The 21,674-nt window shown below is 41.0% G+C and carries 22 protein-coding genes, 1 other RNA gene, 1 pseudogene and 1 riboswitch; of the genes and pseudogenes, 4 read left to right on the forward strand and 20 right to left on the reverse strand.

Annotation, left to right across the window (positions count from 1 at the left end):
- Positions 1 to 22 precede the first annotated feature (22 nt).
- The 3 genes and pseudogenes from NSQ72_RS09810 to NSQ72_RS09820 all read right to left on the reverse strand — a co-directional run.
- Complete coding sequence (locus NSQ72_RS09810) at positions 23 to 532, reverse strand: isoprenylcysteine carboxyl methyltransferase family protein (RefSeq protein WP_034623498.1); 510 nt, start codon at positions 530 to 532, stop codon at positions 23 to 25.
- A complete protein-coding gene (locus tag NSQ72_RS09815; RefSeq protein WP_064497504.1) occupies positions 529 to 1,629 on the reverse strand; it encodes a type III polyketide synthase in 1,101 nt (366 codons plus the stop codon). The genes NSQ72_RS09810 and NSQ72_RS09815 overlap by 4 nt, the downstream gene beginning before the upstream one ends.
- A gap of 287 nt (positions 1,630 to 1,916) precedes the next feature.
- Positions 1,917 to 2,260: pseudogene (locus NSQ72_RS09820) on the reverse strand (transposase); the annotation flags it as partial.
- 424 nt (positions 2,261 to 2,684) lie between these two features.
- Here NSQ72_RS09820 and NSQ72_RS09825 point away from each other — a divergent pair.
- Complete coding sequence (locus NSQ72_RS09825) at positions 2,685 to 3,539, forward strand: polysaccharide deacetylase family protein (RefSeq protein ID WP_064497505.1); 855 nt, start codon at positions 2,685 to 2,687, stop codon at positions 3,537 to 3,539.
- A gap of 180 nt (positions 3,540 to 3,719) precedes the next feature.
- On the opposite strand, the gene pbuX is transcribed toward NSQ72_RS09825, so the two are convergent.
- The 12 genes from pbuX to NSQ72_RS09885 form a co-directional block, all read right to left on the reverse strand.
- Positions 3,720 to 5,039, reverse strand: coding sequence for a xanthine permease PbuX (gene pbuX / locus NSQ72_RS09830; protein WP_247544555.1), 1,320 nt, complete (start codon positions 5,037 to 5,039; stop codon positions 3,720 to 3,722).
- Positions 5,036 to 5,620, reverse strand: a complete 585-nt coding sequence (xpt, locus tag NSQ72_RS09835; protein WP_251180415.1) for a xanthine phosphoribosyltransferase — start codon at positions 5,618 to 5,620, stop codon at positions 5,036 to 5,038. The genes pbuX and xpt overlap by 4 nt, the downstream gene beginning before the upstream one ends.
- Before the next feature lie 117 nt (positions 5,621 to 5,737).
- Positions 5,738 to 5,837, reverse strand: a riboswitch (purine riboswitch).
- Between the two features lie 136 nt (positions 5,838 to 5,973).
- On the reverse strand, positions 5,974 to 7,479 hold the full coding sequence (locus tag NSQ72_RS09840) for a carboxypeptidase M32 (protein WP_058837925.1): 1,506 nt from the start codon (positions 7,477 to 7,479) through the stop codon (positions 5,974 to 5,976).
- Between the two features lie 123 nt (positions 7,480 to 7,602).
- A complete protein-coding gene (locus tag NSQ72_RS09845) occupies positions 7,603 to 9,540 on the reverse strand; it encodes an ATP-dependent DNA helicase (protein WP_341083942.1) in 1,938 nt (645 codons plus the stop codon).
- Between the two features lie 75 nt (positions 9,541 to 9,615).
- Positions 9,616 to 9,813: a hypothetical protein gene (locus NSQ72_RS09850; RefSeq protein WP_024422762.1), complete on the reverse strand. Its 198-nt coding sequence runs from the start codon at positions 9,811 to 9,813 to the stop codon at positions 9,616 to 9,618.
- Positions 9,814 to 9,918: 105 nt separating this feature from the next.
- Complete coding sequence (locus NSQ72_RS09855) at positions 9,919 to 11,073, reverse strand: THUMP domain-containing class I SAM-dependent RNA methyltransferase (protein ID WP_039179443.1); 1,155 nt, start codon at positions 11,071 to 11,073, stop codon at positions 9,919 to 9,921.
- A gap of 109 nt (positions 11,074 to 11,182) precedes the next feature.
- Positions 11,183 to 11,569: RNase P RNA component class B (gene rnpB, locus NSQ72_RS09860), an RNA gene on the reverse strand.
- Between the two features lie 60 nt (positions 11,570 to 11,629).
- Complete coding sequence (gene gpsB / locus NSQ72_RS09865) at positions 11,630 to 11,935, reverse strand: cell division regulator GpsB (RefSeq protein WP_012010336.1); 306 nt, start codon at positions 11,933 to 11,935, stop codon at positions 11,630 to 11,632.
- Positions 11,936 to 12,010: 75 nt separating this feature from the next.
- On the reverse strand, positions 12,011 to 12,553 hold the full coding sequence (locus NSQ72_RS09870; RefSeq protein WP_047203245.1) for a DUF1273 domain-containing protein: 543 nt from the start codon (positions 12,551 to 12,553) through the stop codon (positions 12,011 to 12,013).
- Positions 12,554 to 12,601: 48 nt separating this feature from the next.
- The gene (locus NSQ72_RS09875; protein ID WP_073206049.1) at positions 12,602 to 12,841 is read right to left on the reverse strand and encodes a CotD family spore coat protein; all 240 of its coding nucleotides are present in this window, start codon (positions 12,839 to 12,841) and stop codon (positions 12,602 to 12,604) included.
- A gap of 316 nt (positions 12,842 to 13,157) precedes the next feature.
- On the reverse strand, positions 13,158 to 14,405 hold the full coding sequence (locus NSQ72_RS09880) for a ribonuclease H-like domain-containing protein (RefSeq protein WP_341083946.1): 1,248 nt from the start codon (positions 14,403 to 14,405) through the stop codon (positions 13,158 to 13,160).
- Positions 14,406 to 14,429: 24 nt separating this feature from the next.
- The gene (locus tag NSQ72_RS09885; RefSeq protein ID WP_341083947.1) at positions 14,430 to 16,676 is read right to left on the reverse strand and encodes a DEAD/DEAH box helicase; all 2,247 of its coding nucleotides are present in this window, start codon (positions 16,674 to 16,676) and stop codon (positions 14,430 to 14,432) included.
- 160 nt (positions 16,677 to 16,836) lie between these two features.
- On the opposite strand from NSQ72_RS09885, the gene NSQ72_RS09890 reads away from it, so the two are divergent.
- Positions 16,837 to 17,955, forward strand: coding sequence for an NADH-dependent flavin oxidoreductase (locus NSQ72_RS09890; protein WP_231730903.1), 1,119 nt, complete (start codon positions 16,837 to 16,839; stop codon positions 17,953 to 17,955).
- 53 nt (positions 17,956 to 18,008) lie between these two features.
- Here the strand turns inward: NSQ72_RS09890 and NSQ72_RS09895 are convergent, their stop codons facing one another.
- Positions 18,009 to 18,515: a PTS sugar transporter subunit IIA gene (locus NSQ72_RS09895; protein WP_039183169.1), complete on the reverse strand. Its 507-nt coding sequence runs from the start codon at positions 18,513 to 18,515 to the stop codon at positions 18,009 to 18,011.
- 169 nt (positions 18,516 to 18,684) lie between these two features.
- Between NSQ72_RS09895 and NSQ72_RS09900 the strand changes: the two genes are divergently transcribed.
- Positions 18,685 to 19,104: an Hsp20/alpha crystallin family protein gene (locus tag NSQ72_RS09900; RefSeq protein WP_064497513.1), complete on the forward strand. Its 420-nt coding sequence runs from the start codon at positions 18,685 to 18,687 to the stop codon at positions 19,102 to 19,104.
- 20 nt (positions 19,105 to 19,124) lie between these two features.
- On the opposite strand, the gene NSQ72_RS09905 is transcribed toward NSQ72_RS09900, so the two are convergent.
- From NSQ72_RS09905 to NSQ72_RS09915, 3 genes are all read right to left on the reverse strand, one after another.
- Positions 19,125 to 19,577 carry a YppG family protein gene (locus NSQ72_RS09905; protein ID WP_341083948.1) on the reverse strand — a complete coding sequence of 151 codons (453 nt, stop codon included), beginning with the start codon at positions 19,575 to 19,577 and terminating at the stop codon, positions 19,125 to 19,127.
- Positions 19,578 to 19,685: 108 nt separating this feature from the next.
- Positions 19,686 to 20,066 carry a YppE family protein gene (locus NSQ72_RS09910; RefSeq protein ID WP_235354764.1) on the reverse strand — a complete coding sequence of 127 codons (381 nt, stop codon included), beginning with the start codon at positions 20,064 to 20,066 and terminating at the stop codon, positions 19,686 to 19,688.
- A gap of 49 nt (positions 20,067 to 20,115) precedes the next feature.
- Positions 20,116 to 20,349, reverse strand: a complete 234-nt coding sequence (locus tag NSQ72_RS09915; RefSeq protein WP_224928722.1) for a DUF5446 family protein — start codon at positions 20,347 to 20,349, stop codon at positions 20,116 to 20,118.
- A gap of 197 nt (positions 20,350 to 20,546) precedes the next feature.
- On the opposite strand from NSQ72_RS09915, the gene sspM reads away from it, so the two are divergent.
- Complete coding sequence (gene sspM, locus NSQ72_RS09920; protein ID WP_039179471.1) at positions 20,547 to 20,651, forward strand: acid-soluble spore protein SspM; 105 nt, start codon at positions 20,547 to 20,549, stop codon at positions 20,649 to 20,651.
- A gap of 24 nt (positions 20,652 to 20,675) precedes the next feature.
- Here sspM and NSQ72_RS09925 read toward each other — a convergent pair whose 3' ends face one another.
- Positions 20,676 to 21,632 (reverse strand): DUF2515 domain-containing protein, encoded by a 957-nt coding sequence (locus NSQ72_RS09925; RefSeq protein WP_059377727.1) that lies wholly within the window; start codon positions 21,630 to 21,632, stop codon positions 20,676 to 20,678.
- Positions 21,633 to 21,674 lie beyond the last annotated feature (42 nt).

The following is a 21,674-nucleotide window of genomic DNA, read 5'->3' on the forward strand; positions in this document are numbered from 1 at the left end:
CAATTGATAATGATTTTCAATATTAATTTAACAAATACTGATTGAGCGCTTTCTCTTCTGTTTGAATTCTCACAGCCATCATCCATGCATTTAAACATGTGAACAAAATGGCGGTAAAATAGGCATTAAATAAAAGCGGGATCAGCATAAGCTCAATCGCCACCACGACATAGTTAGGATGCTTTAACCAGCGATAAGGTCCTTTTTTCACCATCATCGCATTTGGTACAACTAAAATTTTTGTATTCCAATACGTTCCAAGAGAGCATAATGCCCAATATCGAATAACCTGTGTAGCCAGCAGGAAAACGAGCAGCACAAGAAAATAGCGCGACGGCGGCCTGTTTAACCCCCATACCTCAACCATGAGTGAGAGAAAAAAGCCCGCATGCATAGCGACCATATAAGGATAATGACTTGCACCAAATTCAATGGCACCGATCGCTTTCACTTTCTTTTCATTTCTTTTAGCCACAAGCATTTCAATAAGACGCTGACACACGAAGAAACCAATGACGAGCCAAATAATCATGATATGACCTCCTCCCATTTCATGAGCAGCAGCTCTGATGAAAATCCCGGACCAAGCGCTCCGCATAGACCCATATCTCCCGCTTCAGCGGATTGATGTTCAAGATAATGCTTGATCACATACAAAACTGTGGCAGAAGACATATTTCCGTGTTGTCTGAGTACTTCTTTTGATGAAAAAAGCTGATCTTCTTGTAAGGAAAGACTTTTAATATAGGCATCGATCACTTTTTTCCCTCCAGGATGGGCAAGAAAAACCGATAGGTCTTCTGCCGAATACCCTTGCTGCTCTAAAAATTGATCGACTTGCTCTTTTAACCAGCCGGAAATAATGGAAGGAATGTCACGGGAGAAAATAACCTGAAAGCCGTCACTTGTAAATTCCCAGCCCATCACATCCTCAGACTCTTTCATTGTGACGGATTGTGTACCAATCACTTTAGGAACTGTTTTTAGATGGGTATATTCAGATACGCCTTTTTCTCCAGTTAATAAAAGCGCTGCTGTCCCGTCTCCAAACAAAGATGTACCGATTAAATTGCTTTTTGATTGATCTTGCGGCTGAAAGGTTAAACTGCACAGTTCACAGGCGACAACCAGCACCTTTGCTTCTGGAAATGCTCTTATGTATTCGTAAGCCCGGGACAACCCCGCCGCTCCGCCCCCGCATCCTAAGCCCCAAATCGGCACTCGCTTCGTATAAGACGAAAAAGGGAGAACGTTCATCAGTTTTGCATCAAGGCTTGGTGTAGAAAGTCCGGTGCTTGAAATAAAAAACAATGCATCGATCTCTTCAAACGGAATCGGTTTTTTCAGGAATGCCTTTTCATGAAGACAGTGTATGACCGCTTCTTTTGCATGAGCCAATGCTTTTTCCAAATAGAGGTTGTTTTTCTCCTCAAAAGAGTGGTGCGTCTGATACCATTCAATTGGCTGCACAAACTGTCTGCTCTCGATTTCTCCATTTTGAAAAGCTCTGAGCAGCCGGTCGATATCTTTAAACGATCGTTTAAATTGGGATCTAGCAAAATCAGCCGCCTTTTTCTGATCCACATGATGTTGTGGCAGACTCGTTCCAACAGAAAGAATGTACGCCATCGGCTTCACCTCTTTTTTCGATTAATATCCCCTATCGAAAAAAGAATATACATGCCAAAACGTCACAATTCAGTCAAAATATTTTCCTCCGGCTAACTTTTTGTCTTGACGACAATTGATAAATATTGGATAATATAGGTGAAAACATGATGTAGTTTTCCTCCTTCACAGGTTCGTTCTAAGCCAAGCGAACCTGCTTTTTTTATGCAAAAAAACACTTCTAAAAGAGAAGTGTTCAGACCGTAGTAATTATAAAGGGTTTACGCTGGACATAGTGTTTTCCATGTCTAGTTAGCTAATTTTTTAAGATTTATGGCAGCGAGAGTAAGCATCGCTTGCATTGAAATTTTTTTAGTACACGAAGTTTCGCCCAACGCATACTATGCTTTTCTTTTGCATCCGCAAAGACGCGTTCTTTATTTCTCTCCGCTTTGCATAGTTGCTTTTATTAATTTCAGTGAGTCTTAGGTAGTTTACTTCATCTAGTCTTGCCAAATATGCGATGAATTTGCTTGGTATGATTTTGACTTTGTGTACAGTTATCTAGAAAAGAACTAGTTTTACAAACCTCTGAGCCGGACACATATTGTTTAAATCCTTCTCTAGTCGTTGTACGGTAAGAGAGAATTTGCCGATATCTTCTTTATTTTGTAGTGGTACGAGCTTTTCTCTATTGTTTTTTGAGATTAATCGCCTCTGTCTCCACTTTCCACATGAGCACCCTTTTTTCAATGAAATCGTCATTATACAACACTTTCATAAGGAATCTCCCTTTCGCTTCGAGTTAATGGTCACATCTGATGCTATCTTAGCGTATAAATATTAACGTTTCGATCATTATTCAGAATGATTTTATTTAAACATGAATGGATCACCTTTATTTGCTGATCAACACAAAGTAACAACCATAAATTTCTAATTCATTTGAATTTTCTATATAAAAAGGATTTTTTCCACTATATACATAATCAATATGTGTACCAAGAAAAACAGTGAAAAAAGAAAGAATCTACAACATGGTTCGGCTCAAAATTTAATTGACTGGAGTGATTGTAATGAAAAAGGTTTCCAAAAAAAAGACACCCTACAACATGATACTTCTCTCAAAGGTAATTGGTTTAGTGCTTCTTACACTGTTTCTCTTTTTTATCTGGGATATGTCTAAACCCCATTTGCAGGCGACAAATGGGCAAGCAAAAAATGTTGCCAGCAGTGACTTCCGTGACACAAGCATCAGTCTGAAAGCAAAAGATCAGTCTACAAGAACATTGGATACACATTTTAAGACCAATCCAAACCAACAGGCAACAAATAAAACGGTCTTTTTAACATTTGATGATGGTCCTTCTGCTACATCAAATCAGCTGTTAAATGTATTAAAAGCACATCACGTGAAGGCGACGTTCTTCATGCTTGGACCGCAAATCCAAGCACACCAATCAGCTGTGAAAAGACTTTATCAAGAAGGACATCAATTAGGTCTTCATGGCATGACGCATGATATAAACCTCTTTTATCAGAACAGCGAGTCTCCCGTAAATGAAATGAGAGAAGCTCAGCGTATTCTTGCCTCTGTTACAGGTGTCTACAGCCGTCTTGTAAGAACCCCCTATGGCAGTGTTCCAAATTTAACATATCATCAAAAAGTACGTTTAAACCAAAATGGCTTTATTTACTGGGACTGGACGATTGATAGCCTTGACTGGAGATATAAAAACTCACAATATGTTCCAGAGGTATTGAATCAATTGCAAATGTTTGAGAATAATAAACCATGGGAACCAAAAGTTATATTAATGCATGATCAACCCTCTACCACAAACTATTTAGACAGCCTGATTATACAGCTAAAAGCAAGGGGCTATACATTTGCAGTCATTAACGAAACAATGCCGCCGGTACAGCATTAATAGTGATAATCACAAAAAGCCCGTATCCAAAAGATGCGGGCTTTCAGCTTGTAGACAAACCCTTACACGCTCCTTCCTAGGATCAAAGGTTTTTTATCAAGCTAAAAAGAAGACAAAGAGCTAAAAAAAGGTCATTTTAGCTCTTTGTCCATAATCTGAATCCCTCTCCAAGAGAGGTGTTTACATAACAGATTGCTTAGGTTCTTCTACCAGGTCATGCTCGGCTTCTTTTTTAAAAGGAATCATGTGATAAATAATATGAAGCAAAATTGCGGTAAAGCTTCCGGCCACAATGCCGTTACTTGTTAATAATTTCATCGAATCTGGCAGATGCTCAAACATTTGCGGTACGACGGTAACACCTAAGCCGATTCCCACGGAGCAAGCAACGATCAGCAAGTTCTCCTGCTTTGCAAAATCCACGCGTGAGAGCATTTTAATACCGTATGCAATGACCATACCAAACATGGCAACCATTGCACCGCCAAGAACCGATTTTGGAATAATCGTCGTAAAGGCAGCGATTTTAGGAAAAAGACCAAATAACATGAGCAATGCCCCTGTTACGACAATGACTTGGTTTTTCTTGACGCCTGTTAGCTGGATCAATCCAACGTTTTGTGAGTAGGCTGTGTACGGAAAAGCATTGAAGATTCCACCTAATAACACTGCAATCCCCTCTGCTCGATAGCCTTTAGCTAAATCTTTTTCTTTTAATGAACGGTTTGTTAAATCACCTAGTGCGAAATAAACGCCTGTTGATTCAACTAATGACACAATCGCAACTAACGTCATGGTCATGATCGGTGCAAATTCAAAGGTCGGCATGCCAAAATAAAATGGCTCAATCATGCGGAAAACCTGGGCGTTTGCCACCTCAGCTGTTTCCACTTTCCCCATAAACGCAGCAACTGCTGTCCCAAGGAGGATACCGATTAAAATGGCGATCGCCTTCATAAACCCTTTCGTGAATCGATAGAGCAGTACAATGATAAATAGTACAAGGAAAGCGAGCCCTAGATTTTCAAAAGAACCATAGTCCGCACTTCCTTCTCCTCCTGCCATATTGTTCATCGCTACAGGAATGAGGGTGATACCAATAATCGTGACGACAGAGCCTGTGACAACAGGCGGGAAAAATTTCACAAGCTTCCCAAAGAAAAAAGAAAGAAGAATGACAATACACCCAGAAGCGATAATACTACCATAGATAGACGAAATTCCATACTTAGAGCCAATCGCAATCATCGGCGAAACCGCCGTAAATGTACAGCCTAATACAACAGGTAAACCGATCCCAAAGAAGCGGTTTTTCCATACTTGAAGCAATGTAGCAGCCCCGCACATGAAAATATCCGCAGAGATGAGGTAAGTCAGCTGTGCAGGCGTGAGCCCAAGCGCATCTCCAACAATGAGCGGTACAAGAACAGCACCTGCATACATTGCCAGTACATGCTGAATGCCCAGCGAGAGCGTTTTGACTTTTTTAGCGGCACTCATGATTGTACCTCCCGTACAAACGTGACTTTCCCTTCCTCAAGTGATTCAATACGTGCGAGGGACTCGACGCGGTAGCCCATTTGCACAAGTGCATTTCTTCCAGGCTGGAATGATTTTTCAATGACAATGCCAAAACCGGCTACTTTCGCCTTTGCCTGCTTTGCAATCTCTGCAAGTCCTTTCGCAGCTTCACCATTTGCTAAAAAGTCATCGATGATTAACACACAATCGTTTTCACTCAGATGCGTATTTGAGACAGCAATCGTGCTTTCTACTTTTTTTGTAAAAGAGTACACACTGGCTGTTAACAGGTTATCCGTTAATGTGAGTGATTGACGTTTTCTTGCAAACACAACAGGGACTTGAAGAGCAAGCCCAGCCATCACAGCAGGTGCGATGCCTGAAGATTCGATTGTGATGATTTTTGTAATGCCATCATGCTTAAATAATCTAGCAAACTCTTGCCCAATCTCATGCATTAACACAGGATCAATTTGATGATTTAAAAAAGCATCTACCTTTAACACTTGATTTGACAGAACGATTCCTTCGTTCTCAATTTTTTGACGTAACAATTCCATCATTTTTCCCCCTAGCATATTGGCAAACATTCGATTTTTTGCATAAAAAAAGCATTGCTGCCCATGAGGAGCAAGCAATGCGAAAACGATCCACGGATCTTCAGCTCAGACAAGAGCTGTTTCATTTTGCTCACTCATAGTCGGACCGTATCGGTGTCCGGTAGAAACTTGCGTGCCATCATCACGCGATTATATGAGTGTTATAGTGTTCAAATTATAACAAGATTTCAGACGCTTGGAAAGCACTTTTCCAGAAAAATACCGAACTTAAATAATAGATCAGAACAAAATGTTCGTTTTTAGAATATTCAAGCATCAAAAAAGCACCCTTCTCATGAAAGGGTGCCCTTCTTTTATGATAAATACAGTTTCGTATATTTATCCGTTAAGTAGTCGATTAAATATTGAACATTTAATTCTTCGCCTGTTGCATCTTGAATGATTTCAGATGGCTTTTTCCGTTTTCCATGCTGATGAACATGTTCCGTCAGCCATTCTTTTATCGGTGCAAAAGACCCATTTTGAATTAGCTCATCAAAATTTGGTAAGTCTTTAATCATTTGTTGTTTTAATTGCGCCGCATACATATAACCAAGGGCATATGAAGGGAAATAGCCAAAACTTCCATCAGACCAGTGAACATCCTGCAAGATACCGAGTGCATCATTAGGAGGCGTAATGCCAAGATACGCTTGATATTTTTCATTCCAAAGTGCAGGTAGATCTTCAACTGCTACTTCTTCATTGAAAATCGCTTTCTCAATTTCATAGCGGATGATAATGTGAAGCGGATACGTCAGTTCATCGGCTTCAATTCGAATGTAAGTCGGCTTCGATTCATTCACTGCATGCACAAAGTCTTCTAAAGAAACATCTTTAAATTGCTCAGGAGATGCTTCTTGCAGCTTTTGATAATACGTTTTCCAGAAATCTTCGTGTCTGCCGATAAAGTTCTCAAAGAAAAGAGACTGTGATTCATGGATACCCATTGAAGTGCCATCACATAAAAGCGTTCCGCTCAGTGCTTCATCAATGTTTTGCTCATAAATCGCATGACCACATTCATGAATCGTGCCAAAGATCGCCATTCGAAAATCATGCTCATCATAACGGGTCGTTACACGCACGTCACCTCTGCTTAATGTTACTGCAAATGGATGGACGGTTGTATCAAGGCGGCCTGCGTCAAAGTCATATCCTAATTCTTTTAAGAAAAAGAGGCTCAATTCCTTTTGTTTATCGATTGGAAAGCTTTTCGATAAAAATGAAGTATCCGGCTTATTTGGTGAAGCTTCGATTTTTTTCACAAGAGGAACAATGGCGTCACGAAGTGCACCAAATTTTTGATCAAGCTGTTCAACCGTCATATCTGGCTCATAGTTATTGAGCAGCACATCATAAGGCGTTTTTTTCACGCCCCAATATTGGATGAAACGCTTGTTAAAGTCAATAAGCTGTTTTAAGTATGGTGCAAAGAGTGAAAAGTCTGATTTCTCCCTTGCTTCTACCCAAACATGCTCTGCTTTTGATTGCAAAATCGAGTATTCTTTAAATTCTTCTTTCGGAATTTTACTGTTTTCATCATACTCTTTTTGTGATAATTCGAGCGCCTTCTGTGTATCTTTTGTGAGCTCATCTCGATGTTTGTTTAATTCGTGAAGAAGATCTCTCATTTCGTCAGAAGTCTTCATATTAAAAATATCACTTGATAATTGACCGATCGTTTCCGCTCTAAAATCCGCACTTTTTTTAGGCGCTTGTGTTCTAGAGTCCCAATAAAGTAAATGGAGCGCCTCTGTATAATGGGCGATTTTCCCTAGTAATTGATAAAACGCTTTCTCAGTTGCTTCAAGACTCATGCGTTTGTTCCCCCTATCAATAATATGTATGTACGTTTCAAGGCTACTTCAATGAATGTTCTTTTGTCAATGAAAAAGGAGGACACACAGCGGTATCCTCCTCCTTTACAAGTTTTCAGCTATTTAAGATGTAATGATGGGCTTCACTGGCAGAACGGATTCAATTTTACTTTGAAGTGCTGTATCTTCCTTACGATCAAAATAAATATGAATGCTTCCTGCGTCTTGGCTTGTCCGGATCAGTCTTCCGATCCCTTGGCGTAAGCGAAGTAGCATATACGGAAGGTCAACTTCAGCATGTGCATCCTTTGCTTCATTTCGTTTCGCTTCAAATACCGGATCATGCGGCGGATAAGGAAGTCCCCAGATGATCACATTCGTTAATGATTCACCTGGAATATCAAGCCCTTCCCACAGATGAACAGAGCATAACACAGACGTCTCATCAGCTTGGAACTTTTGAACAATTGTGCTGATTTCCTCGTCTCCCTCAAAATATACGTCAAACGGCAGTGATTCATTTGCTGCTTCAAGCTGTTTTCTAAAGAAATGGAGTTCATCAAATGAAGGGAAGAGAATCAGAGATCGTCCTCCATTTTCTTTCAGCTGAGTGATCACTTGCTGTGCTTTTGCCTCTTGCTCAGCGATCTGCTGAATTCCATGGAAATAAATCTTCATTTGTTCATCGTAATCATACGGCGAAGCGACACTCATTGATAAGTAATCGTTAATCCCAAGACTTTCAGCTAAATAATCAAAGGATTGATTCTCAGACAATGTAGCGGAAGAGAAAATATATGGTCTTTTTTGCGAGAAAACTTTTTCGCCAAGTACCTCTGCAACCGTCTTCGGCATCACAACAAATGTTGTATCTAATTCCTGTTTTTCCAGCCAGCTAATGGCATTTTTTTGATAAAGCGATAGAGAATACGCCATTTGTTCAATGTATTCTTCCACAACAGATAATTCGTATTGATCGATCGTATACATTTCAGATTCAAACACGAGCGCTTCTCCGATTTTTTCAAGCAAGTCACACAATTCGCTTGCAGAACGCTTCACCTCATCGACACGCCCAATTTCAAGCCGGTGCGAGCCTTTGACTTCTTTGGCATGTGTTTTTAAGAGATAAAAGAACTCATCGTTTGTTGCAAGTGCATCTTCAACAAGCTCTGCAAATTCTTCGCGTATGTCGTTTTGCAAAAGACGCTCCAAAAATGTTTCAAGCGTTGATTGCTTCACTCGGTACGTTAACGCTTTTTGAGCGGCAAACTCGAGAAGATGTCCTTCATCAAATACGACGGAGCTATGCTCAGGAAGCAGCGGAAGCTGTCCCTCACGTTTTCGGGATTCCTTCGTCCACACATGCTCCATGTAAAAATCATGTGAACAGATGATGAGATCTGTCGCTTTTCGGTAATGATCTCTTGATAAATTCAGACCGCAGCGATGACGCATATCGCACGTCAGGCAGTCCTGAAACGAGTCATAGCCAATTCGTGACCATTCATCATTTGATAACTCTGGATACTCTTTTCGATCGCCATACGGATAAAAGGTTTGCATACCGTGTGATTCATGTACAAATGAAGGCAGTGATTCATAAATATCGAGCCACTTTTCATCATCTTCACGCTGCATCGTTTTCTCTAGCTTCTTTAAGCATAAATATTGATCATGCGATTTACTTAATCTCGCATCTATTTGAATATCAAGGTGATTGGCAATTTTATAGATATCACCTTCTTGTTTAACGAGCTGTTCAATTAACGTTTCGTCTGCACATGCAATAATCGCAGGCTTCCCTGTATACCTTGCATATGTGACGGCAAATAATAGATAGACGATGGTTTTGCCTGTGCCTACCCCAGCTTCGGCAAACATCACACTTTTTTCTTTAAAGGCTCTTTCTAGCTGAAAAGCCATGAATATTTGTTCATCTCGAAGATCAAAGCCCTTTTCTGGCAAAATGTCATAAAACACATCACCAATCCAGTTGCCCAGTTCTTCGTAAAAATTGTGTTCTTTTGATAATGAAAAAGGCAAACGAGATGCTGTCACCTGCTTCAACCCCCAACTTTTGAATCATTCAGACATTCAATAGTACCATTTACGCTGGGGAAAAACAATCTTTTTTTATGAGCGCAGGCGATGTTGATAGCTTTCCTTCATTAAAAATGCATGCTCAGAACGTTCTATGTATGCCTGAGCCAGTGCCAAATCTTCGATGGCTGCCGTAAGCTGAGCAGATTGTCCACCTTCATGCCCTTCTATTTCTTGAGCAGTCGAAGCGAGTGCTTTTTGGATTAACTGAATTTGATCATAATGAATCATGACGACACCTCTTTTTTTAAAATCAAGTTCAGTTTATTCCGTCTCGCTTAGAGTTATACCTTTTCAGCACAAAAAAGCCGCACCTTCTTTCGGTGCGGCCATTTATTACGATTCAGTTGTTTGCTTTCTAGGCGGGCGTTTTCCCCAATATTGATAATAGTCTGTTTTGATAAAACCGTTAAACAGCTTTCTCTTTTTCGTCGCTTTTCTTCCGAAGCATTCTTCGAATTTTTCGTGTGACGTTAAGATGTATATGGACCAGGTATCTAGGTTCTTAAATGCTTCACCCATTCCTTGATACATTTTTTCAACTGCTGGTTTATCACTCAGTCGTTCACCGTAAGGAGGATTTCCGACAATCACACCATACTCTTCTTTTGTTTGAAAGTCTTTTACTTGCATTTGTTTAAACTCAATCAGTTCACTTAGTCCTGCTTCTTCTGCATTCATTTTTGCAATGTCTACCATACGATGGTCGATATCACTTGCAATAATGCGGAGCGGCTGGTCATAGTTTGCTTTTTCTTCTACTTCTACACGCGCTTTGTTCCATACGTCTTCGCCGATCCATTCCCATGATTCAGACGCAAAATCCCGGTTGAATCCCGGGGCAATGTTTTGTCCTATCATCGCTGCTTCAATGGCGATTGTTCCTGATCCGCAGAAAGGATCAACAAACGGACGGTCAGGTGTCCAGTTCGTTAATAGGACGAGCGCAGCTGCAAGCGTTTCTTTAATAGGTGCTCCGCCTTGATCCATGCGGTATCCACGTTTATGAAGACCTACACCAGATGTATCAAGAGTAAGCACAGCTTTATCTTTTAAAAGAGCGATCTCGATTTTATATTCAGGTCCCGTCTCTTCAAGCCATTCAGACTGAATGTTGTAGGAGGATTTCAGCTTTTGCGCGATGGCTTTTTTGACGATGCGCTGGCAGTCCGGCACACTGGCAAGCTGAGATTTCACAGATTTCCCGATGACAGGAAACGTACTATTTTTCGGTAAAAAAGCGGCCCAGTCAATCGCTTTCGTCCGTTCAAAAAGCTCATCAAATGTTTTTGCCGAAAATTCAGCAACTTGTACCTTGATCCGGTCTGCTGTACGCAGCCAAAGGTTTGCACGGCAAATCGCAAGAGCATCCCCCTTGAAAATTACTTTTCCATTGTCGACTGTGCACTCATAGCCAAGGTCTCTTACTTCTTTTGCAACAATTGCTTCAATCCCCATTGGAGCTGTTGCGATGAGTGTATAGGTTTTCATTGATTTATCACCTGTTTTCTCGTCCTTTTATGTATTCAAGATAAAAGCTCTCCATATGTTGAAATAGGAGAGCTTTGTTTTCATCATGTTTATTATAACGGATATAACGTTCTGTAAGCCATGTTTTGTTCCATCGTACTGCAAACGGCAAATGCCTCGTACTCAGGTGGTAATCATCTATCTACAGAATTCTCTGTCCTTCTCTCCGTTTGGTTCCTTTGAGAAAGTTCCCCTACCAAGTTTGGGTTTCTCGCTCGAGGGGTTTACCGCGTTCCACTCTCACCATTTCTAGTGAGACTTCGTCACTGTGGCACTTTCAAGGATACTTTGCCATATCCTAAAAAGGACGTAGGCATTTTTCCTGCCGTCAGCCTTTCCCAGGCTGCCCTGGCTTATTTTTTCGCCAGGCACGAACACTACGGGCATCTCAGCACCGTGCGAGCATGGACTTTCCTCTGCAATGCCCTAAATAGCATTACAGCGATTACCCGAACGTTAATCAATAAGCGTTATTATAAACGACAATGACATCTGACACAAGCTTTTTCAGCAAGACTCAATCATAAAGTTTGCTGCCAAAAACGTGTTTCTCAAGGTTCGATAGTCTTTTTAAAATATCAAAGTTTGTTGTATTAGACTGTGCAGGCTGTCTTTTCCCCTGTTCAACAGCTTCTTCAAGCTGTTTTGACAAGTGGAGGTTTTCTTGTTGAAGTTTTTCGATTTCTTGGTTGAAGGTCTCATAGTCTTTAATGACCATATCTAAAAATTTATCGACTTCTTCTTGTTTGTACCCTCTGACACCTGTTTTAAATTCTTTTTCTAAAATTTCTTTCGCAGAAAGCTTTACTTTATCAGCAAGCATCTTTTTCACCTCATATCGTGAATTCATAGTATATTTTTTCAGAAATACGTGACGTTGTCAAATTTTCTCTTGCTTTTAATCAAAAAACGGATCTTCCGCCTCAACCTGTGCTCTTAGATCATCCATTGTGATGTACATAATGGGGTAATCGGTATAGGCTTCTGCTTCTCTAATCATATACTTCGGCGATCCCTCATGCTCGGGATCATATAAGACGAGAAGACCATCTGTTTTTTCAATAAAAAAGCGGTTCTTTTGTTTAAATTGTGCCGGACTTTCATACGGTCTATGCGTGACACTTTCTACAAAATCGGCCTGTGAAAGAATTCCTTCGTACAATTCTTTGTTTTGCTCATTCCAGCGCTCTTCCTGTTCATAAAATGGCGTAATGACTGCAAGTTTTAACGCTGGATATTCCTCCTGAAGCTCAAACACCACTTCGGCTGTCCAGATTTCTGCCCCAAGCTGGCCTGATATGAGCACCCATTCCAGACCTTCTTCGATAAGGGCTGTCAGCCTTTTTTGAAGCTCCGCTTTTATGTATTGAAGTGCAGGCTCGTCTTGCTTGAATATCCCAAGCTCAAACGGCTTGTACCCTGTGACAGCAATAATTTTCATTTCTTCACCTGCTTTTAAAAAATGGGACTTATAAAAGTCCCATTCACTTTATCTGTTACAGCAAGGTCCACCGCAGTTAAAGTGTTGATGTGTTGTCGGGTCCACCTGAGAAAACGTATGCGGGAAGTAGTGAACATGTTTGAAATTATGGTGGTGAACATTTGTCACATGCTGCGGGTGAATATGCGGCACAATTGTTGTTGACTCGCTGTGTGTACAGCAATGATTCGTCGGATGAACAATTGGCTGTGTAACATTCGGATGGCAATGATGATGATGATGGTACATGTAGCATTCCCCTCTCCTTTATTTTCTTACATTAACAATGTATGAATCAAGAGGTGTACATGTACTAATGCATTAACCTATTTTAAAAGTTGGCAAGAAAAATATCTTTATAGTTCGAAAACACAAAAGCGACCAAAATGACCACAAGAAAAAACAAGTAGAAAAGACCCTTATACATGCTATACGCTCCTCATTCAATATCTAACGTTATTTTACAGGATTCGCGGCCTTTCTACAATAAAAGTGCTAAACATTTTTTATTTTCGGCCGAGAGCCGAACGTTGTCATTTTTTGCGCTTTCCCGGGTAATAATATTTCATTGCCCAGCTTTTCTCAATAACCGTTTTTTTCGTTTCTCAAGCTCTTCCGTGTCTCGTTCGCTTAACGATGAGAAAGATAATAAAGATTCGGTGATGGAAAGAGCTGACCTTGCATCTTTTTGGCGATGCTCTTTACACTTCGCAAGCTCTATACCTGCTTTTAATGCTAAATGGACATCACTTGATTCAAATAATGTTTCCCAAATTCGAACTGCTTCATCCCACTCTTTTAGCCGTTTATATTGTAAGGAGAGATCATAAGCCGCCTGATTGGCATGTTCAAAATCAGCACCTGTTAATTCCCGCAAATGCTTCGTAGCTTCCTGTACATCTCGATGCGCAAGATGCCACCTAGCCAGCGCGTATTTCTCATCGTGCTCCTTTACCGCATCCATAGATAGGATTTTTTTGGATAGATGGATGTAGAGGCTGATTAACGAAAGGACGTCTAATTCATTATGAGTCAAAATCCCTTCGATGAGCTTCGGATTTTGTTCCTTTAAAAAATGAAAATAGATCATCGGTGCCAAAAAACCTGGTGTGTCGCCTTCCCGGTGAACGTGCAGCTCTTCTTTTTCAACCACAGACAGCGCCATTCGTTCATATTTATGCTTCCACAATCGTCTTGAACCATGCAGAAGATCAAAGTGGCCAAACTCTGGAAGCGCAGGGATTTGATCTCGCAACAAAGTATGTCTCGTTTTCACTTGCGGCCAATCGAATGATTTTCCATTATATGTAACAAGCGATTCTACGTTCACTTCATCGAGAAAGCTTTTATAAAGAGCCGCTTCATTTCCCGGATTTGTGAGCAGGTGCTGTTTCACCACTACTTTGTCAGCAAAAACCCGCGCATGTCCAAGCAAGAAAATCATATTTCCCGTCCCGCCAGATAATCCTGTTGTTTCTGTATCAAAGAAAAACAGTTCATGCGGTTTGTAACCTTTAGCCGATAGTGAATGCTGGATGCCGCTTTTGTTCCAAGCCTCGATGATCTTTGGCAGTTCCGCAAACGAATAGAGTCCATGCTTGTCATCTAATGAATAGGTGACTTCTCGAATGAGACAAAAGGAATCCTCAAAGTGATATGGAGCTGCACCCAGTTGCTCCCATTCCTTTAAAAATGGGATTTTATCAGCCGTCACAGGCTGGGGCTTTCCTTCCACTGCTTTTTGCCGTTTTTCGTTTGGCTGGTTGTGCGATAAGTGCTTCTTCATTCTATTTAATTTCCCTTTTAGTGACATGAGTAGCTCTCTTCCTCCTTCCCCTTAAAATACAGACATCAATTCAACAATGCTGCTTTTTCCGCTCACTTCTTTCATTTCCATGCCAATGCAGGATGGACAGCCGTTCTCACAGCGGCACCGCTCTATCAGTTGAATGGCTGCACCTGCTATTTCATCGAAACGAGCTTGGACCTCTTTGCTTAAGCCAATTCCGCCAGGGTAGTGGTCATATAAAAAGACTGTCGGTTTACCGGTATGTGCCGCTTTAATTTGTGAAACAACATGAATATCTGAACGGTCACACATCACAAAGGCTGGTACAATGTGCTGAAGAACATTTGCGATGCCGAGCAGCAGCTGTTCAAGTGTTTTCTCTTCAAATCTCCGCTCTGCTTCATGTAATTCAAACCAGGCCGCACTCGTATGAATTTCTTCTTCAGGTAAGTGAATCGGACCAGAGCCGATATTTTCACCAGTGCTGAGCCGAATTTTTTTAAAAATTGTTGGCATTGCGTTGACAGTGACATCACCGTAGTGAACAGATACCGCTTCTTTCTCTGTTGTCTGATCGATTTCAAGCACCTTGAGCTGAACAGCTAAATTAGCATCTGTATAGTATTCTACATCCACTTGTTTCACATAAGCCTTCAGATGCTCGTAATCTAGCTTTTCTACTTGATACTGAACCCCTTCATGTAAATAAATCGCTTCATCATGCAGCAGTGTCATCGCACTGAATCGATCCATCTCTCCAATAATTCGGACATTCGCTACATCTGATTGATCCACAATCACTACATTTTCCTGGCTTGCAGACCTCAGGCTGATGCCATGTGCTGGGAACGATTGATCTGACCAATAATACCGGTTCCCGCTAAAATGAAGAACTCCTTCTTCATGTAAGTATTGCAAAATATCTTCTACTTCCATGTCGCCAAACTGTTCATCCGTCCGAAATGGCAGCTCGTAGGAAGCACATTTTAGATGATCCACTAAAATAATGAGATTTTCAGGATTGATTCTGGCTGCTTCAGGCGGTCTATTAAAGAAATATTCAGGGTGTCTGACAATATATTGATCAAGGGGTGAGGAGCTTGCCACCATGATAATAAGCGCCTCCTCATGACGCCTTCCAGCACGTCCTGCCTGCTGCCATGTACTCGCTACACTGCCAGGATACCCCGTCATAATGCATACCTTTAACTGACCTATATCTACCCCTAATTCTAGGGCGTTTGTGCTGACGACACCTAAAATGTCTCCTTCTCTTAACCCTTTTTCAATCACGCGCCGCTCTTTTGGCAAATAGCCTCCACGATACCCGCGAATCGATTTTGGACCGATTTCCTTTTTCACAAGCTCTTGAATGTGACTTAAAATCACTTCTACTCGTACTCTGCTTCTAGCAAAAACGATCGTTTGAATTTTTTCTTTTAAAAATGTTTTAGCCAATTGGTTGACGACAGTGGCAGCGTTTTGTCTAATATTTAATGGTTTATTCACCACTGGCGGGTTATAAAACACAAAATTCTTTTTACCGCTAGGCGCTCCGTTTCGTTCAATAAGATGCACCTTGCTCCCTGTGAGCTGCTGCGCCAGCTCTTTTGGATTCGCAATCGTTGCTGAAGTGCAAATAAACACCGGATCACTTCCGTAAAATGCGCAGATTCGCTTTAGCCTGCGAATCACATTAGCCACATGACTGCCAAACACACCTCGATATGTATGAAGCTCATCAATGACAATATACTTCAAATTCTCAAACAAGCTGACCCATTTCGTATGATGAGGCAAAATGGCTGAATGCAGCATATCTGGGTTTGTGATGACAATATGTCCTGCTTGTCTCACTCGCTGCCGAATGGCTGGTGAGGTGTCACCGTCATATGTTTCACTATGAATCGGAACATCCATCTCGTGGATGATCTCGTTAAGTTCACTCTTTTGATCCTGCGCGAGCGCTTTTGTTGGGAATAAATAAAGAGAGCGGTTTGTCTGGTCTTCTGCAATCGACTGAAGAACAGGCAGATTGTAGCAAAGCGTTTTACCTGAAGCTGTTGGTGTAACCGTTACAACATGTTCACCATCCATTACTCGTTCAAAGGCTTCTTTTTGATGAATGTACAGTTCTTTCACGCCTCGTTTTTCAAGCGCCTTTTTTAGCCTGTCGTCCACTCTTTCAGGAACGGGAGAGGTCTGTGCAGGCTTTGCTTCAATTTCATGCCAATGCTCTACCTGTTCGTCTTTCTTTAATTCTTCTATCAGTTCGTTCATTGTTTTCTTTTTCATATTGCGTCCACCTCTCATTCTAGTGTACCGAATATTTGTTTGCATGACTAGGCGGCAATTTTTTGATGTTGGGCTTATGAGCAAATACTTTGAACTGTTGTAACAGTATCCATTACACTTCTATAGTGAAATGATTTTATCAAGGAAGAAGATGATCAGAGTGAAAAACGAATTTAAGCCTTTATTTGAACCATTTACGTTTCCTGGAGGTGCCTCTATTGATGGTAGGTTAGTGGTTGCTCCAATGACACACTTTGGTTCTCATGACGATGGCACCATTTCAAAAGACGAAATTGATTTCATTACAGCTAGATCAAGTGAAATGGGTATGGTGATTACAGCATGTGCGAACGTGACTCCAGATGGGAAGGCATTTGAAGGACAGCCTTCTATCGCAAGAGATGAAGATATCCCTGGCCTGAAAAAACTGGCTTCAGCTATCCAGGCAAAAGGAACAAAAGCCATTATCCAAATTCATCACGGCGGCTCTCAGGCTCTCCCTCATTTAGTTCCAAACGGTGATGTGGTTGCGCCAAGTGATGTGTTCAAAGATGGAAAACAAATTGCACGCGCTTTAAAAGAAGAGGAAATTACTCATATTATCGATTCCTTTAAAGAAGCGGCAAGACGAGCGATTCAAGCAGGGTTTGACGGCGTGGAAATTCACGGAGCAAACGGTTATTTATTACAGCAATTTTACTCACCGCATAGCAATCAGCGTACAGACCAATGGGGAGGAAATGAAGAAAAACGTCTAGCTTTCCCTATTGCTGTTGTAGATGCAGTCAAAGAGGCCATCAAAGAACATGCAGCTAAACCGTTTATCTTTGGATACCGGTTATCTCCTGAAGAACCTGAAACACCTGGTTTAACAATGACAGAGACGTTTACATTAGTGGATGTTCTCAAAACAAAAAACCTCGATTATTTGCATATCTCTTTAATGGAGATTGGCTCTAAAGCAAGACGAGGCGCAGATTCTAATAAAACACGTATGGAACTGCTAAAAGAACGCTGCGGCGATACTCTTCCGCTTATTGGAGTAGGCAGCGTCATTACAGCTGAAGATGCTCTCCATGCTTACAATCAAGGGATTCCTCTGATTGCTGTCGCACGAGAGCTGATCGTCGACCCAGATTGGGCTAAAAAGATTAAAGAAGGCAGAGAAAAAGAGATTGAAACCGTCATTAAACGCAGCCAAAAAGACAAGTATCTCATTCCAGAAGGTTTGTGGTCTGTCATGGAAGCGAGTCAAGGCTGGGTTCCAATGGAGGATTAATATCCTCAATAAAAAAACTACCCTATTAACGGGTAGTTTTTTCTATTCATGGATTATTTCATTTTCACTGTAAAGAGCTTGGACATCTGCTTTTCTACAGAGCCTTTTGGTTCTTTATCAAGTCGTTCGACTAGGTCACCATTCATAATCACAATCGGTGTCACTGTACTTGATGCTTTCTCTTCAATCAGTTCTAAATCACACGTAATGAGAGGGTCACCGATTTTCACTTTATCCCCTTCTTTAATGTGCGCTTCAAATCCTTCACCATTTAACCCAACTGTTTCAAGCCCGATATGAATCAGAAGCTCAAGCCCCGAGAGTGTTCGAATGCCAATTGCATGTTTTGTATGGAAGAGCTGAATGATTTCACCCTCTACTGGTGACACAATCGTCCCACTTTTTGGTTTTACTGCTACGCCGTCTCCCATCATCTTTTGAGAAAAGACGGGATCTGGTACATCAGTCATATCCATTAACTCTCCATCAACTGGAGAATAAATGACTTCTTCCTTTACATCATCTTGGTTTTTTCCGAAACCGAATAATTTTTTCAGCAATGTCAATTTGCTCCCTTCAAGCTTTGCTTCCTAAATCTATTTAGTGTAAGAAACTTTACGCCTATACACCTTGCTTCATTCAACACTATTTAATCATAATTTTTTCCTCTCATCAATTGATAACCGCCTGAGCCCTTTCTGCATAGGCTGTAGATGAGAGGTGATTCGAATGAAACAAGATGGCGAAAACAAACATGAATTGCTGGCAAATGAAGATATGTTATATGAAGCGATTGAACAATTTTTTGCATCCTCCCCGTTTCACGAGATATTAAATAGTGCGGAGGCACTCATGACCACATCGCAATCACTTGCATCAATTACGACTGATGTGACAGAAGATGAACAGAATGTGTATATCGAGATTCAATTTCCAGACCATTTTGTCGAAGGAGACATTGCGCTAGAAGTAAAAGCTCAATATTTACACTTATCAGTGCAGGAAAAAATTAAAACGGATACGACTTCCTCGTATTCAAGCTTTACAAAAACCATTTTAATGCCGGCAAAAATAGATGAAACGAAAATGAAAAGTGTGTGGAAAGATCAATCGCTTCGTGTATCTGCGCCAAAGCAAACAACCCAATAGATCGATCTATTGGGTTTTAACTATGCTTTAAAAATGCTTGTAAATCCTTTCGCCAATGAGCCTACTTGATTCATTGTACTCATCATTTGGCCAGCTGTATCAAACATTTTGTTAAAATCGTATTGCCCATTCGTCTTTTTGAATTGTGACAGCACACTTTTAAACTGAGATGGCTGCTGTTTTTGCGGTCTTGGCAAAGGATAAGGGTTCATAGGCTGCTGCATGGGCATCATGCCTGGCGGCTGCATTTGCGGTGGATTCATCGCTTCAGGCGGCTGCATTTGCGGCACGTTTTCTTGGTATCCATAAGGCGGCTGATAAACAGTAGATGGTGCCTGGTTCATTCCACCTTGATATGGCGGCATGAAATAGTCTGGAGGCTGCGGAGGCTGCTGCTGCATCTCTGAATACGGAAAAGGCCTTTGCTTGAATTGATTGAATTCATAAGGCTGCTGGTTTGAATAAGGGAACATCTATCTCGCTCCTCTCGCTCTCATCACATATTGATGTCACTCATATATTATGATCAAAAGCAGAAGATGTGCCTAAAGAAGTCATAAGAAAAACGCAGCATTATGTCTTTAGCTGCGCTGTTTGATTTCTTCTATTAAAAGGTTCAGTGTGTAAACCACTGACTCAACTAAATTTTTTACACGGGGTGCGTGCTGTTTGCCAAAATAAGATTGCAGGACAACCTCTTTACCATTTTCTTTTACGGCTTCAAGCTGTTCTTGGTGTAAATATCTAGGTTTGACCTGTTGAACAAAGGAGATAGCTGCGGTGAGCCACTCTTCCATTTTCTGATCAAATGTATTAACAGCCGGCTGAATATCCGTATAAAAATCATACGATGGGTACTCCTCTTCAGCCTTTCCCTTTTGGTACTGCTCATACGCTTTTTCGATCCATATTCTCAAGTTTTGTGTATGTTCAAGTAATGTTTGATTATCCAAAGTGTTCACCTCTATGAACCATCCTATCAAACGTTTACCTATTGCTCAAATAGAAAAGCTATCCGGCGTGATATGCCGGTCTTGCCGCCAGTTTATACTCGGCTGCATGAAGCTTCACTTCACAGTCCTTTACTTCTGATTCAAGCCGGTCAATGATTTGTTCTTGCTCTTCTATTGCTGCACGTTTTGTCTGATTCACAGCAAGAGACAGCTCTGCTTCCACCGCATCAATTTTTCGCTCGATTTCCTCTAACAACTGCATAATGGATTCTTTTGATACAAATTCGCTCATCATCAGATTCCTCCTTTATCGTCTCTCGTTACATTCTCTTTTCTTTCTCACCCTCCTTCACACATGACAAAACTAGAAGCAAATCGCCAATCTAAGTGTAGATAAGCGCTATTTCTTCCTTTTCGACAGATGCTTGTCCTTCTTTGTATGATTGCGTCCGATTGTGTAAATTCTAAGGACAAAAGGAGGTAGATTTCATGAAAAAGAAGCCAGCACCAAAAGAGCAAAATCCAAAAGGGAAAGAAAACAGTACAGATCAGCTTGATAAAAAGCTCGGCGGTCCTAATCGTCCATCTACGTAAAAAAAAGCAGGCACCCCCTGCTTTTTATTTATGCAAAAAATAGTGCTCTAATGAGAAAAGAAAACGAAGCTGTCTTTTTTTATGAAAATACCAGTCCGTCAGCTCAATCTGCTTTGGCAGCGGCTCTGCCTCAAATAAAGATGGACTCAATTTCTTTTGAAACCAATCTTCCCTTTGATCGTCTAATGAATGTGTCATCACCGGATAAACCGTTCGAAGAAAAGGTGTTGACCTTCTAGCGATCCCTAAAAACGGCTCAAAATCAAACCGAGACCCAGTATGCGGAACGGTATGCATAAAATGATAAAAATCCGAAAACAAATCGGCTCGAAATAATAGTTTCGCTAGTTTTTTACCTAATGTAATGCGTTCCTTTACATTGGAAAACTTCCGTATGGTTAAGCCGTACAAATGCCCGTCCACCGTTGGAAAAACAACGGTTTGGAAATGTCCCCACTCGCTGAAAAGATATTGAATCGAGTGAAAAACATTCTTTTTCAGAAGAGGATTTTGTATAATAGGAGATTGTATAGTATATTGTTCATTTATGATGAGTGCATAAAGCAGACGCTCTGTGTCATGCTTTAGCCAAAAATGTTCCCACTCAGCGCTCATAAAACGAGACACGGAGAAATAAGGCAGCAGATGAAACAAAGGTTGACTGCATCTCTTAGACCATTCATACAAAAGAAGCTGAGGATAAGCATCCGAAAAGATCAGCCAATTCGCTCTTTCATATGCTGTGAAAAAAAGGTGCCCCTGCTGATCCGTTAAACCTGGATGGAAGAGTTCGCCCTTTAAATCTGTCATTGACCACCCTGCATTTCTTGAGACAAAGGAAGCGAGCAGCGACCATTTCATCTCTGGATGCCGGTCATAAAACCGCTTGTAAGCATTTGTCCTCGTCAGGTTGTCTTTATTTTTTGCTTTCGTTTCTCGCAAAATTTGCTGAGTGATGATGTGCTCTTTTTGGGACAACATGGTGATCTCTCCAATACAAAATGCATTAAAAGGAGGCTGAAA

The sequence above is a fragment of the Bacillus sp. FSL R5-0659 genome, assembly GCF_038008785.1.
Classification (GTDB): Bacteria; Bacillota; Bacilli; order Bacillales; family Bacillaceae; genus Bacillus; species Bacillus safensis.

What these genes read in the sequence shown, in the direction of transcription:
- NSQ72_RS09810 (WP_034623498.1), bottom strand. Translation starts at nt 532, where the DNA reads ATGATTATTTGGCTCGTCATTGGTTTCTTCGTGTGTCAGCGTCTTATT.
- NSQ72_RS09815 (WP_064497504.1), bottom strand. Translation starts at nt 1,629, where the DNA reads ATGGCGTACATTCTTTCTGTTGGAACGAGTCTGCCACAACATCATGTG.
- NSQ72_RS09825 (WP_064497505.1), top strand. Translation starts at nt 2,685, where the DNA reads ATGAAAAAGGTTTCCAAAAAAAAGACACCCTACAACATGATACTTCTC.
- pbuX (WP_247544555.1), bottom strand. Translation starts at nt 5,039, where the DNA reads ATGAGTGCCGCTAAAAAAGTCAAAACGCTCTCGCTGGGCATTCAGCAT.
- xpt (WP_251180415.1), bottom strand. Translation starts at nt 5,620, where the DNA reads ATGGAATTGTTACGTCAAAAAATTGAGAACGAAGGAATCGTTCTGTCA.
- NSQ72_RS09840 (WP_058837925.1), bottom strand. Translation starts at nt 7,479, where the DNA reads ATGAGTCTTGAAGCAACTGAGAAAGCGTTTTATCAATTACTAGGGAAA.
- NSQ72_RS09850 (WP_024422762.1), bottom strand. Translation starts at nt 9,813, where the DNA reads ATGATTCATTATGATCAAATTCAGTTAATCCAAAAAGCACTCGCTTCG.
- NSQ72_RS09855 (WP_039179443.1), bottom strand. Translation starts at nt 11,073, where the DNA reads ATGAAAACCTATACACTCATCGCAACAGCTCCAATGGGGATTGAAGCA.
- gpsB (WP_012010336.1), bottom strand. Translation starts at nt 11,935, where the DNA reads ATGCTTGCTGATAAAGTAAAGCTTTCTGCGAAAGAAATTTTAGAAAAA.
- NSQ72_RS09870 (WP_047203245.1), bottom strand. Translation starts at nt 12,553, where the DNA reads ATGAAAATTATTGCTGTCACAGGGTACAAGCCGTTTGAGCTTGGGATA.
- NSQ72_RS09875 (WP_073206049.1), bottom strand. Translation starts at nt 12,841, where the DNA reads ATGTACCATCATCATCATCATTGCCATCCGAATGTTACACAGCCAATT.
- NSQ72_RS09880 (WP_341083946.1), bottom strand. Translation starts at nt 14,405, where the DNA reads ATGTCACTAAAAGGGAAATTAAATAGAATGAAGAAGCACTTATCGCAC.
- NSQ72_RS09885 (WP_341083947.1), bottom strand. Translation starts at nt 16,676, where the DNA reads ATGAAAAAGAAAACAATGAACGAACTGATAGAAGAATTAAAGAAAGAC.
- NSQ72_RS09900 (WP_064497513.1), top strand. Translation starts at nt 18,685, where the DNA reads ATGAAACAAGATGGCGAAAACAAACATGAATTGCTGGCAAATGAAGAT.
- NSQ72_RS09905 (WP_341083948.1), bottom strand. Translation starts at nt 19,577, where the DNA reads ATGTTCCCTTATTCAAACCAGCAGCCTTATGAATTCAATCAATTCAAG.
- NSQ72_RS09915 (WP_224928722.1), bottom strand. Translation starts at nt 20,349, where the DNA reads ATGAGCGAATTTGTATCAAAAGAATCCATTATGCAGTTGTTAGAGGAA.
- sspM (WP_039179471.1), top strand. Translation starts at nt 20,547, where the DNA reads ATGAAAAAGAAGCCAGCACCAAAAGAGCAAAATCCAAAAGGGAAAGAA.
- NSQ72_RS09925 (WP_059377727.1), bottom strand. Translation starts at nt 21,632, where the DNA reads ATGTTGTCCCAAAAAGAGCACATCATCACTCAGCAAATTTTGCGAGAA.